This is a genomic window from Methylobacterium sp. OAE515 (genome assembly GCF_041806315.1).
Lineage (GTDB): Bacteria > Pseudomonadota > Alphaproteobacteria > Rhizobiales > Beijerinckiaceae > Methylobacterium > Methylobacterium tardum.
In genome coordinates this window covers 2,666,659-2,678,900 of sequence record NZ_JBGMUV010000001.1, presented here as the reverse complement: position 1 = coordinate 2,678,900, position 12,242 = coordinate 2,666,659, and the positions used below count along the sequence as shown (strand labels likewise).

At 65.7% G+C, this 12,242-nt stretch carries 11 protein-coding genes and 1 tRNA gene; 7 read left to right on the top strand and 5 right to left on the bottom strand.

The window, feature by feature from the left end:
• Positions 1 to 667 precede the first annotated feature (667 nt).
• The 3 genes from ABIE45_RS13045 (at position 668) to ABIE45_RS13035 (ending at position 3,834) form a co-directional block, all read left to right on the top strand.
• Positions 668 to 1,639 (top strand): restriction endonuclease, encoded by a 972-nt coding sequence (locus ABIE45_RS13045; protein WP_373622330.1) that lies wholly within the window; start codon positions 668 to 670, stop codon positions 1,637 to 1,639.
• 100 nt (positions 1,640 to 1,739) lie between these two features.
• On the top strand, positions 1,740 to 3,020 hold the full coding sequence (locus ABIE45_RS13040) for a PD-(D/E)XK nuclease family protein (RefSeq protein ID WP_192707099.1): 1,281 nt from the start codon (positions 1,740 to 1,742) through the stop codon (positions 3,018 to 3,020).
• 328 nt (positions 3,021 to 3,348) lie between these two features.
• Positions 3,349 to 3,834 (top strand): hypothetical protein, encoded by a 486-nt coding sequence (locus tag ABIE45_RS13035; RefSeq protein ID WP_192707098.1) that lies wholly within the window; start codon positions 3,349 to 3,351, stop codon positions 3,832 to 3,834.
• A gap of 277 nt (positions 3,835 to 4,111) precedes the next feature.
• Here ABIE45_RS13035 and ABIE45_RS13030 read toward each other — a convergent pair whose 3' ends face one another.
• The 5 genes from ABIE45_RS13030 to ABIE45_RS13010 form a co-directional block, all read right to left on the bottom strand.
• A complete protein-coding gene (locus tag ABIE45_RS13030) occupies positions 4,112 to 4,384 on the bottom strand; it encodes a hypothetical protein (protein WP_192707097.1) in 273 nt (90 codons plus the stop codon).
• A gap of 262 nt (positions 4,385 to 4,646) precedes the next feature.
• A tRNA-Lys gene (locus ABIE45_RS13025) sits at positions 4,647 to 4,722 on the bottom strand.
• A gap of 99 nt (positions 4,723 to 4,821) precedes the next feature.
• Positions 4,822 to 6,390 (bottom strand): 2-isopropylmalate synthase, encoded by a 1,569-nt coding sequence (locus tag ABIE45_RS13020; protein ID WP_192707096.1) that lies wholly within the window; start codon positions 6,388 to 6,390, stop codon positions 4,822 to 4,824.
• 354 nt (positions 6,391 to 6,744) lie between these two features.
• Positions 6,745 to 6,987, bottom strand: coding sequence for a hypothetical protein (locus tag ABIE45_RS13015; protein ID WP_373622329.1), 243 nt, complete (start codon positions 6,985 to 6,987; stop codon positions 6,745 to 6,747).
• A 53-nt stretch (positions 6,988 to 7,040) separates the two neighbouring features.
• Positions 7,041 to 7,490, bottom strand: coding sequence for a hypothetical protein (locus tag ABIE45_RS13010; RefSeq protein WP_373622328.1), 450 nt, complete (start codon positions 7,488 to 7,490; stop codon positions 7,041 to 7,043).
• Between the two features lie 343 nt (positions 7,491 to 7,833).
• Here ABIE45_RS13010 and ABIE45_RS13005 point away from each other — a divergent pair, with 343 nt between their 5' ends.
• The 4 genes from ABIE45_RS13005 to ubiB all read left to right on the top strand — a co-directional run bounded on the left by ABIE45_RS13005 (position 7,834) and on the right by ubiB (position 12,230).
• Entirely contained in the window at positions 7,834 to 8,547 is a 714-nt protein-coding gene (locus tag ABIE45_RS13005) for a carbonic anhydrase (protein ID WP_373622327.1), read from the top strand.
• A gap of 79 nt (positions 8,548 to 8,626) precedes the next feature.
• A complete protein-coding gene (leuB, locus tag ABIE45_RS13000) occupies positions 8,627 to 9,736 on the top strand; it encodes a 3-isopropylmalate dehydrogenase (protein ID WP_192707095.1) in 1,110 nt (369 codons plus the stop codon).
• Positions 9,737 to 9,850: 114 nt separating this feature from the next.
• The gene (ubiE, locus tag ABIE45_RS12995; protein WP_192707094.1) at positions 9,851 to 10,636 is read left to right on the top strand and encodes a bifunctional demethylmenaquinone methyltransferase/2-methoxy-6-polyprenyl-1,4-benzoquinol methylase UbiE; all 786 of its coding nucleotides are present in this window, start codon (positions 9,851 to 9,853) and stop codon (positions 10,634 to 10,636) included.
• A 31-nt stretch (positions 10,637 to 10,667) separates the two neighbouring features.
• Positions 10,668 to 12,230 carry a 2-polyprenylphenol 6-hydroxylase gene (ubiB, locus tag ABIE45_RS12990; RefSeq protein WP_192707093.1) on the top strand — a complete coding sequence of 521 codons (1,563 nt, stop codon included), beginning with the start codon at positions 10,668 to 10,670 and terminating at the stop codon, positions 12,228 to 12,230.
• Positions 12,231 to 12,242 lie beyond the last annotated feature (12 nt).

Genomic DNA, 12,242 nt, shown 5'->3' with positions numbered 1-12,242 from the left:
TCCAATGCTTTAGCCGGACGTCAATTGCCCGCTGCAGCCGCGCTCAAGCAGCTAAATGCATGGTAACGCTTCGCTAACTGGCCGGCCGAACGCCGCCGGCACGTTTGGCCGAGCGGATCTTGGTCGCAGGATGTGTGCGCTGGTGCCGGGCTCGCGAGGCCTAGCCACGCGATTGAAGGCGCGGGCCGAGCGTTGAGGGGCATGAGCTCGGCCCGCCTGCCGTTCGGCTTCGTACCCCCGAAGCCGTAGCGACCCCATAGGATTACCGCATGCCGATGGCGGCCGCCATCGGTAGCCACCGCCACAGGCCTGTTAACGCTTCCTCAACCCTCCCGCGCCAGCCAAGCCCGTGACGTCATCACGAACGACCGTTCGTTCGTTGGTCACACGGGGGGTGCAGGGAGCGGGAAGCCCGTGAACAATGCCGTTTGCCCCCGCTGCGGCCTCACGGATTTTGGGACGGACGACCGAGGGTTGGACGGTACCTGGATCTGGGCCGAAGAGTTCGTGCGCCGGTGCGATCACGTGCACGAGCGGCGGCACCTCAAGGATCTGCGGACCCACACGTGCCTGCATTGGGCCAAGGCCATGCAGGACGCCGCTGAGGCTCAGGAAAGGCGGCGGTGAGGGCCGGCGCTGAACACCCGTGGGATCCCGGCGTCAAGCGGTGGAACTTGGTCTGCAACTCAGGTACGCCGAGTACAACTCACGGGCGGAAATCGAGGTCAGGCTTGATATGGCCGAAGTAACAAAAAGAAGGACAGGCGAGTTCCTGCGCACGCTTTTCGATTTATTGATCGCAGATCCAAGTGGTGTCAAGGGCTCTTCAGCTATAGCTGAAGCTCGAAAGTCTACTGAATTGACCGAATGGGAGAAGGGCCAGTATCCCTCGGGGATGATACGCTTTGACAAGGTACTAAGATTTGCGACAATCGATTGTGTAAAGGCTGGATGGCTACAGAAAGAAAAGGGTGTCTGGACGGCAACCGAGGCTGGCATCAAGGCTCATAAACAATTCAGCGATCCTGAAGTATTCTATAAAGAAGCTTGCCGCCTGTATGCTCTATGGAGGTCCCAGCGCGACGCTGTGGCGCCTGATCAAGCGACCAGTTTTTCTGATAGCGACGCCGAAGTTGCAGCCGAGAACGTTGGCATTACGTTCGAGGAGGTGCAGGACAACGCTTGGTCGCAGATTGAGCAGTTTCTGAAGACCTCCGACCCGTTCGAGTTTCAACACATCGTTGCCGATTTGCTCAGGGGAATGGGCTATCACGTAGCCTGGGTTTCCCCCCCAGGAAAAGACGGGGGCGTCGACATTGTGGCCTATACTGATCCGCTCGGTGCGATAGGACCGAGGATCAAAGTCCAAGTTAAAAGATGGCAGAGCAAGGTCGATAGCGACGGCCTGAGGTCTTTTATCGCGACGATCAACAACGGAGACGTGGGGATATTCGTTTGCTTAGCAGGCTTCACTAAAGACGCAGCTGATTACGCGAGAAATCAGGAAAGCCGAAGGGTCACGTTGCTGGACGTGCGAGATTTGGTCGATCTATGGGTAAAGAACTATAGCAAACTTGATGATACTGCTCGGCAGCGCTTGCCCCTGGTTCCTATATACTTCTTGGCCCCAAAGGATTGAGAACTTAAGCGTTCTTATAGATCGCGGAGCCGAGCCTCAGGCGTGCGGGCTGCCGAACAGGCAGCTCGGCTCTTATCAGGGGGCTCGTCAACGCGATCCGATGATCGTCTTGCTGACTCACATCCTTACGACTTTGGGGTCATCCTTGACCTCGCGACAATCACCGCCCGGCCAGGGCTTTGAAGGGGTCACAATGTCCGTTGACGCGCTGCTGCTTACACTGACGGAACACCGGGCCGCCTTTGCTGCTGCGCGCAGCCTCTATGCTCGCCGCCTCGCCCCAGATTTCAACGTCTTCGACTTCATCAACCCCGACGAGCTCCGGCTCTCCGAAATCCTGGCGTGGTTGCTGGATCCCAGCGGCACCCACGGTCAGGGCGCGCTTTTCTTGGCCGAGTTCCTGCGGGAGTTGGGTCTGTCCTGGGAGGACGAGGATCTCTGTTCAGCCCGCGTGAAGGTGGAAGTTGAGATCGACAAAGGACGCCGCATCGACTTGCTTGTGCGGCTCCCAGGCGCTGTGCTGACCGTCGAGAATAAGCCCTTCGCGGCCGATCAGCCCCGGCAAGTTGCAGACTACCTTGTTTGGCTCGATGCACAGGCGCCGCAGGGCCGACGCTGCTTGCTTTACCTCGCCGGTGCCGATGGAGCCCTGCCGTCAGAGGCCAGCATCGCAGAAGTGGAGCGATTGCTACGGCACGACGCTGGGGAATTGCAGATCTTGAGCTACGGGCAACTGCTGCCGTGGCTGGCGCGGGCACGCGGGTTTTGCCAAGCCGACACGGTCGGAGCGTTCCTCGACGCGCTGGCGCGCTACATTCAGAAGCAATTCCAAGGGGTCCGGGACATGACGGAGCGGCAACAGCTCGTTGCAGTTGTGCGGCGATCGCCAGAGAACCTGCGCAGTGCAATCCAGCTTCTAGCCGCCGCCAACGATATTCGAGACAGCCTGCTTGCTGAGTTAAACAAGCAGCTACGAGCCAAGCTGCCCGCCGATTTCAGCTTGGTCCGGGCCAACGCCAGCGCCGCCCGCTACACGGGCTTCTATATCGCTCTGCCTGGCCTGACCGACGTGCTGTTCACCGTCGAGTTTCAAGCCGGCGATTTCCGATGGCTGATGTACGGCATGCGGCGGGAGCGGTTGGACGTTGCCGCGCCGGGCATGGACAAAGCGCTCAAAAACGCTTTCGGCGCGGGCATTAACAATCAGTGGTGGCCGTGGTGCCGTGCAGCCGAGCCGGGAGAGCGGCTCCTGCCGGTCGAGGGGGATTGGCGGGCCAGCGAGAAACCTTGGCTTGATATCGAGAGCGAGGCGTTGGCCAATCGCATCGTTACCGCCGCCAAGGCATTTCAGGCAGTGCTCGCGCCGCCCGCTGCTACTTAAGTTTGGCGACTTCAAGTTTGGTGGCCAGCCGGGCAACGTCCGACTGAGGCGTCATCGCCGGTGCATGGGCGCCCGCTCGGCTCGCCGCCCTACGCGAGAGATGCGCTGCCCGGTTCCATCCTGGGCTGTAGGGAGCTCTGTTCAGGGCGGGCCTACGGTGACTGCGCCGGCGAGACCGCACCGAGGCCAGGGGGGAATAGGCCCCGGTGCGGCTCTTCCGGCGCTCGACCCCCGGGCCGATTGCTGCGGCCATCCTTACATGGCATGGTTAATGGTCCGTGAAAGGGTGCTGTCATGTTCGCGTTCCCCCATAACGCGCGATTGACGTATGCCAGCGTTCTCGGCGGCCGCCCTCGCCATGTTCTGGGCCCGTTCTATATCCCGTCTCGAGAACGGGGGATGGCTGATGGCGAGGCGCGGGGTGTTCGTCAGGGCGGAAGAGGTAGCGCTGCTGGAGGAGGCTGCCCGCTGGCGCCGGACGTGTATCGACGTGCTGTCCCGGTCCAAGCCGCAGGGACCGCTCTACAACGCGACCACGGCCATCGTGGAGGCGATCGACGGGCTGGCCGAGGTCGTGCGGCGACAGGAAGCGCTTCCATCAGGTGAGCCCGCGGACCCCTGGGCCGGATCTGCCGCCCGTGAAGTGGCGCACCGTCGAGTAGGAGAAGCGGTGTTCGCGTGGGGCCGCGTCCTGGGCACCAACAATCGCGTCTCGGCGTTCCTCTGCGTCCGTGTTGCGCCGCTGGAGAAGGGCCGTGGGGCTGATTGGGTCCTATCCCCCGCCAAAGAAGAAGAGAAGGAGCTGGCTGGGTGAGCCTGCTCCCCTTAATCCCCACGACCGAAGAGACGGCCTTTTTCAGGCGATCATGTTCGCGCTGATCGCGCTTGATCTCGTCATTAGGTTTGGGGCGGACATCTGGCACCTGCTGCAGCCGCCCGCCTAGCCGGAGCTGCGGCTAAGGACCGAAGAAAACCCGCCGCAGCGAACCGGGCGGGCTGAAGGTGTAGAAGTCCTGTGTATGACCGGAGACCCGTGAGCAGGCGATCTGTTCCCGGAGCAGCCGCTTGACCCTCTCCCAACAAGCTGCCGGTCACCCGGCGGTAACAACTTGCGGCCGACAGAGACTGTCCCGCACAGCGGGAATGTCCTCGTAGCCGTCGACGGTGCAGAAGTACGTGCACACTAGCCAAGCCGCCAGGGCGAGGCACAGCACGCCGTTGTAGAGCCACAGGCCGATCACGCGCTTGCTGGGCAGGTTCGCCAGCCCGACGACCGAGCCCGGCACCCAATCGACCGCGAACACGATGGTGCCGAAGGCGCCCAGAACGCCGGCCATCATCACGGCGAGAGCAGCGGAAGGCATTCAACTTCCTACTCACAATAACCGCTGCTGGCCCACGGATTGACCGGGGTGCGGCGAGCAGGTGCGCCGCCATGTGAGAGACATCGAGAGAGAGGCTTTGTTAACGCCCCCCCCCCCTGCCGAGCCACGTCAAACGAGCTAACTGGAAAGGCTCGGACGAGTCGAGATCAGGTGAGGAGCATCCTTGTTACCCGCTGTGTTACCCACATCGCGGATCCAAGGAATTCTGAGCCGTGATATCCGGCTAAGTCTCTGGAGTTGATGGTGGGCGCACTAGGGTTCGAACCTAGGACCCGCTGATTAAGAGTCAGCTGCTCTACCAACTGAGCTATGCGCCCGATCGCTGTTGCGATCGCCCGGCGGCCACCAAGTCCGCTGGGGTGGCGGGCTGATACCAACGCCGCCGGAGACTGTCCACCCCCGACGGCAGCTTTTTCTCATTCCGCGGCGGCATGCTGTGCATGGACGCGCACGGCATGGGCCGCGAGCTTGTTCAACGCCGAGAGATACGCCTTCGCGGACGCGACCAGCGTGTCCGGATCGGCACCGCGGGCCGTGACGCTCCGGTCGCCGTCACGCAAGCGGACCGAGACCTCCGCCTGCGCGTCCGTGCCGCCGGTCACGGCGTGGACCTGATAGAGTTCCAGCTGCGCCTGATGGGGTACCAGGGCCGTGATCGCGTTGAACACCGCATCGACCGGACCGTTGCCCTCGGCCTCCTCGATCCGCGTGCCGGTCTCATCGGCCAGGCGCAGGGTCGCGCGCTGCGGTCCCCGCGTACCGGCCATCACCGACAGGGAGACGAGACGGATCCGATCATGAGCCGTAGCGAGGTTCTCGTCGACCAGCGCCTCGATGTCCTCGTCGTAGACGTGCTTCTTGCGATCCGCGAGCGCCTTGAACCGCTCGAAGGCGTCCTGGAACTGGTTGTCGGACAGGTGCAGGCCGAGATCCTCCAACTTCGAGCGGAACGCCGCCCGGCCCGAGTGCTTGCCCATCACCAGGGAGGTCTTCGTCAGGCCGACCGAGGCCGGAGTCATGATCTCGTAAGTCTCGGAATTCTTGAGCATGCCGTCCTGGTGGATGCCGCTCTCGTGCGCGAAGGCGTTGCGGCCGACGATCGCCTTGTTGAACTGCACCGGGAAGTTTGTGGCGTGGCTCACGAGCTTCGAGGCGCGCGTCAGCATCGTCGACTCGACCCCGGTCTCGTAGGGCAGCACGTCGGCGCGGGTACGCAGCGCCATGACGATCTCCTCGAGCGCGGCGTTGCCGGCCCGCTCGCCGATGCCGTTGATCGTGCACTCCACCTGCCGGGCGCCGCCCTCGATGCCCGCCAAGGAGTTGGCAATCGCGAGGCCGAGATCGTTGTGGCAGTGGACCGAGAACACGGCCTTGTCGGCATTCGGCACGCGCTCGCGGACGTTCGCGAACATGTCGCGGTACTCGGTGGGCGTGGCATAGCCCACCGTGTCGGGCAGGTTGATCGTCGTGGCGCCGGCCTTGATCGCGGCCTCGACGCAGCGGCACAGGTAGTCGATCGGCGTGCGCGTCGCGTCCATGGCCGACCATTCCACGTCCTCGACGAGGTCGCGAGCCTGCGCCACGGTCTTCAGGATGATCTCGACGACCTCGTCCTGACTCTTGCGCATCTGATGCGCCAGGTGGATCGGCGACGTCGACACGAAGGTGTGGATCCGGGCGCGCCGGGCGTGCCGCACGGCCTCACCCGCCCGGGCGATGTCGGCGGGAATCGCGCGGGCGAGACCCGCGATGGTCGCGCGCTTCGTGCGTCGGGCAATCTCCGACACCGCCTCAAAATCGCCGATCGAGGCGATCGGGAAGCCGGCCTCGATGATGTCGACGCCCATCGTGTCGAGGAGTTCGGCCACCGCCAACTTCTCGTCGAAGGTCATGGTGGCGCCGGGGCATTGCTCACCGTCGCGCAGCGTCGTGTCGAAGATCACGATGCGGTCGCGGGCCGAAGTGGTGCTGGTGGTCGAAGTCATGGCGTTACCCTGTCGCGGGCCGCCCGGCTCTCAGCGCGGTGCGGCGTGGTGCCCGAAGGGGCGGATTCGCGAATGGAAGATCTCCCCTGAAGGCCCAGGCGCGCGCCCGGACGGCCCTCAGGGGCGGGTAAGCAGAAGCGGAAGAGCAAGCCCGGCGCGGCGCGCGCGCGACCGCGGCGCCGTCGCTGCGGCGCGGGCGGTCTCGGGCGCTGAGCCGGCTCTGGCCAAGGCTCGTCTCTCCTATCGGCGGCCCACGCGGGAAGCTCTCACGGCGCGGTGCAGCCCGTAGGTATCTCCGGAGCCGCCGGAACACAAGCGAGACGGGCGCGAGGCCTACCCCTGCTCGCCTCCGTATCACGCGCGCGGCGCCTCATGCCCGTGCGCCTCGGCGCAGATGCTCGCGGCCAGATCGTCGTAGAAGACCATCTGGCAGGCAGCCCCGAATTCGAATTCCGCCAGCAGCGAGGGATTGAAAAACGTGAGGCTGCGGCCGTCGGTCCGGATCCATCCGGCCGCTTCGGCCTCCTGCAGCAGATTGCCGACATGCGCGCGGGACACCGTTAGACGATCCGACAGCGCGCGCAGGCTCAGCGGCATCGCCGCCGGTGCGTTCGGGACCGAGGCCGCATGGTGCGCGCCGACGACCGCAATCAGCAGGAGGTAGCCGCAGTCCCGGTCGTGAGCCGCAAAACCCGCGGGAACGGCTCGGTCAGCATGCCGTGCCGCAGAACGCGGCAGGCCGATCGATAGATGAGTTCGCCGAGGCGTTCGGGCTCGGCCAGTGCCCCGGCAAGGGCCGGCTGCCTATCCGCAAGTCTGTCCATGGTCGTGACGAAGAGACGTCCGGACCGACCGATCTCGGCCACAAGGGGAGGAGCCGCCCGCAGACACTTCAGCCGGGCGTCGTCGGGATCTGATTCGACAGTGACGAAACGGGCGGCCTTCAACGTCGCCACGGAGGCGGCGGTCTGACGGGCGCTGGATCCGACGAGGGCCTGCAGCGCGGTGAGAGTCGGAGGCGGGCCGCCGTGATGGCGCCATGCGTGATCGTTGTGGATCAGCATGAACGAGACGAGATACCGTCCGGCTTGGTTGAGCATCTTGTGTGTCGGCCACACGATCTCGGTTGGTACGATAGCATTACGTCAGTATTAAGACACTCTAATGCGAAAATATGGCTTATTGATAAGCTCATATGCTCGGGACAAGAATGTCTCGCTGAGCATAGTTGGCCTGAAGGCCTTCTTTGAGCGGGTATGGGTCGAGAAAGTCGCGTGCGCATTCTCGGATATCCCTGCAAAGTTTGGACTCTGCAATTCGAGCCGGAAGACGTTACCAAGGCAACTGCTTGGATCGGTGCCGACGCGCAGGACCGCCGCTGCAGATCGATGGTGCAACTCGCACTCAGCCCGTCCGGAATCCATGTTCATCGGGAGCTAAGCCGTGTGTGACAAACATATGTCCTTCATCTCGCGTCGCGGCCTGCTGACGGCCGCCGCCAGCACGCTCGCAGCCGCATCGGCTCTCGACATCCGCGCCGAGGCCGCCGACGCCGCCGCGCTCCCCAATGCGATCAGCCCAGACGCGGCGCTGGCGCGATTGCTTGAAGGCAACGCGCGCTACGTGGCCAACGCGCCCGCCAACAAGGACTTCTCGGCCGGCCGGGCCGCGCGCTCCGCCGCGCAGTACCCGATCGCCTGCATCGTCGGATGCGCCGATGCGCGGGTCGCCCCCGATTTCGTGTTCGATCAGGGTCCGGGCGACCTGTTCGTCGTCCGCGTCGCCGGGAACTTCGTCAACACTGACAGCCTCGCGAGCCTGGAATACGGCGTGCAGGTCCTCGGTGCGCCCCTGATCCTCGTGCTCGGCCACTCGGATTGCGGGGCAGTCAAGGCGACGATCGACGTTCTGAAGACCAACGCCGCCCTCCCTGGCCATCTGCCCACGCTGATCGACGCGATCCGCCCATCGATTGATCTGGCCGAGAAGGCGCCGGCGGCGGATCCCCTCGCCGAGGCCATCGCCCAGAACGTCCGGCACAATGTCCGGCGCCTGGGACAGGCCGGGCCCATCGTCGCTGAGCGCGTCGCGCACGGACAGGTGAAAATCGTGGGCGGCTTCTACGACATCGCTACTGGCAAGGTCGCACTCCTCTGATTGCACGGCCGCCTTGCCAACGACGGCCCGCCCTCGATAAAGCCCGCCGGCACGTCGAGACCAAACCCGCGAGACCGTCATGGCCAGCTACAAGCTCCTGCTCCTCCCCGGCGACGGGATCGGTCCGGAAGTCGCGGGCGGCATGCAGGTCGTGCTCGACGCTCTCAAGGAGACCGGCCTCGCGACCTTCGAGACCGAGACCGACCTCGTCGGCGGAAGCGCCCTCGACGCCCACGGCGTCCCGCTGGCGGACGCGACCCTGCAGCGTGCCAAGGACGCGGACGCGATCCTGCTCGGCGCCGTCGGCGGTCCGAAATGGGCCGGCGTCGCCTACGAGAACCGCCCCGAGGCCGGGTTGCTGCGTCTCCGCAAGGAGCTCGACCTGTTCGCCAACCTGCGGCCTGCGATCTGCTACCCGGCGCTTGCCGAGGCTTCGGCGCTGAAGCGCGAGCTGGTCGAGGGTCTCGACATCATGATCGTGCGCGAGCTCACCGGCGGCGTCTATTTCGGCGAGCCGAAGGAGATCAGCACCCTGGAGGACGGCTCGAAGCGGGCCGTCGACACTCAGGTCTACACGACGGCAGAAATCGAGCGGATCGCCCACGTGGCGTTCGACCTGGCGGGCAAGCGCTCCGGCCGGGTCGCCTCGGCCGAGAAGCACAACGTGATGAAGTCCGGCGTCCTGTGGAAGGAGGTCGTCACCAAGGTCCATGCCGAGCATTACGCCGGTGTGCAGCTGGAGCACATCCTGGCCGACAATTGCGCGATGCAGCTCGTGCGCCGGCCCAAGCAGTTCGATGTTCTGGTGACCGACAACCTGTTCGGCGACGTCCTGTCGGACATCGCCGCGATGCTCACCGGGTCCCTCGGCATGCTGCCCTCGGCCTCCCTCGGCGCGGTCGACGCGAGCGGCCTGCGGAGCGCCCTCTACGAACCGGTCCACGGCTCGGCCCCCGACATCGCCGGCCAGGACAAGGCCAACCCGATCGCCATGATCGGCTCGCTCGCAATGTGCCTGCGCTACTCCTTCGGCCTCGGCGACGCCGCCGATGCGCTGGACGGCGCCATCACGGACGCGCTCGCGGGCGGGGCGCGGACCGCCGACATCGCCGGCGAGGGAACGAACCCCATGGGTACCCGCGCCATGGCCGCGGCTGTGGCGGACGCGCTCCGGGCGCGGGTCGGCTGAGACACGACCTCGGCGCGTCGCAGCACCGGAGGTCGATCCCCAACCGTGTGTTTCGACGCATGGCGGACCGGCGCGACCTTCGCTATGACGCGCCCATCGAAGATTGGGAGCGTCATGAAGGCCGGAGACGGGGCGTCTGAGCGCGCGAGCGCGGATTTCGGCTTCGAGCGCGTGGCGCTCGACGAGAAGCAGGGGCGCGTTGACAGCGTCTTCCACTCGGTCGCCCGCCGCTACGACATCATGAACGATCTGATGTCGGCTGGCCTGCACCGGGCCTGGAAGGCGCAGCTCGTCTCCATGCTGCGGCCGCCGCAGAACCGCGCATTCGCGCATCTCGACGTGGCCGGCGGCACCGGCGACGTGGCGTTCCGGGTTCTGGCCGCCGGAGGTCCCCGGACACGGGTGACGGTTCTCGACATCAACGAATCCATGCTGCGGGTCGGCGCGGAGCGGGCTCGCGAGCGCAAGGTCGACGAGGCCGGTGACCGGATCGCCTTCGTGACCGGAAACGCCGAGACCCTGCCGCTCCCCGACGCAGCCTTCGACGCCTACACGATTGCGTTCGGCATCCGGAACGTGCCGCGGATCGAGACGGCCCTCGCCGAGGCGCGGCGCGTGCTGAAGCCCGGCGGTCGGTTCCTCTGCCTGGAGTTCTCCGCCGTCGACATCCCCCTGCTCGATAAGATCTACGACGCCTATTCCTTCAACGTGATCCCGCGCATCGGCGCCCGGGTGGCGGGGGATGCCGAATCGTATCGCTATCTGGTCGAGTCGATCCGAAAGTTCCCGACGCGCGGCGCCTTCGCGGGCATGATCGAGCGCGCCGGCTTCCGACACGTCACCGACCGGGCGCTCACCGGCGGGATCGTGGCGATCCATTCGGGCTGGAAGGTCTCTTGACCGCCGCCGTGCGCGACGGGGGCCAGCACCGATGATCAGCGCCGCCGTCAACCTGTTCCGCGGCGCCCGGGTCGGCTTCGTGCTGGCGCGCGAAGGGGCTCTCGCTCTCGCCGATCCCACGGAGCTGCCGCCGCATCTGCGCCTCGCCCTTCGGATCGGCCGCACCCTCGAACGGCCCGGGCTCGACGACGGCGCCGCCCGGTTGTCGGCCGCGATGACCCGGCTCGGCCCGTCTTACGTGAAGTTCGGGCAATTCCTGGCGACGCGTCCGGACATCGTCGGCATGCGGGCGGCCTTCGACCTGGAAAAGCTGCAGGACCGGGTGCCGCCTTTCCCGCAGGAGGTCGCGCTCCGCACCGTCGAGATGGCGCTCGGCAAACCGGTCAACCAGCTGTTCGTCTCGTTCAGCGAGCCGATCGCGGCTGCCTCCATCGCGCAGGTCCACAAGGCGATCGTCCAGGATCCCGACGGCACGCAGCGCGCGCTCGCCGTGAAGGTGATGCGCCCCGGCGTCCGCGAGCGCTTCATGCGCGACCTCGAGGTCATGCGCTTCATGGCGCGCGTGGTGCACGCCCTGTCTCCGCAGGCGGAACGGCTACGCCCGCGCGAGGTCGTGGAGATCCTCGCCCGCTCCGTGCTGATGGAGATGGATTTCCGTCTGGAGGCTGCGGCTGCCTCCGAACTCGCGGAAAACACCAAGAACGATCCCGATTTCCGCGTGCCGAAGCCCGAATGGGAGCTGACCGCCCGCGAGGTCCTGTCCGCCGAATGGATCGACGGAACCCGGCTCCACAGCGCCGCCGACCTAACCGCCGCCGGACACGATCCGCAGACCATCGGGCGGACCGTGATCCAGAGCTTCCTCCGGCAGGCGATCCGCGACGGCTTCTTTCACGCCGACATGCATCAGGGAAACCTGCTGGTGGATGCCGAGGGGCGCCTCGTGGCGGTGGATTTCGGCATCATGGGCCGGCTCGGCCCACACGAGCGCCGGTTCCTCGCCGAGATCCTCCTGGGCTTCATCCTGCGCGACTACCACCGGGTCGCGAAGGTCCATTTCGAGGCGGGCTACGTGCCGGCCCACCATTCCGTCGAGGATTTCGCGCAGGCGATTCGGGCGATCGGCGAGCCGATCCACCAGCGCCGTGCCGACGAGATCTCGATGGCCAAGGTTCTGACGCTGCTGTTCGACGTCACGGCGCTGTTCGACATGAGCACCCGCACCGAATTGGTCATGCTCCAGAAGACCATGGTGGTGGTGGAGGGCGTGGCCCGCTCTCTGGATCCGCGGCTCGACATGTGGACCACCGCCGAGCCGGTGGTCCGCGCCTGGATCGCCCGCAACATGGGCCCGGTCGGCCGGGCGCAGAGCGGCCTCGAGGCGCTGCGGGTGGTGTCGGACGTCGTCGGCGACATCCCCGACCTCGCCATGCGGCTCAAGCGGGTGCTGGTGCGACTCGACGAGACCGGAACCGGCGATGCGCGCCGCCTCGAGCGCTTTGCCCGCAACGAGCGGTACCGGGCGATCTGGTCGACGCTGGCCCTCTGGGGCATCGCGATCGGCGCCCTGGTGATGGCGTTCCGGGGTTCCTGACCCGCACCGGCT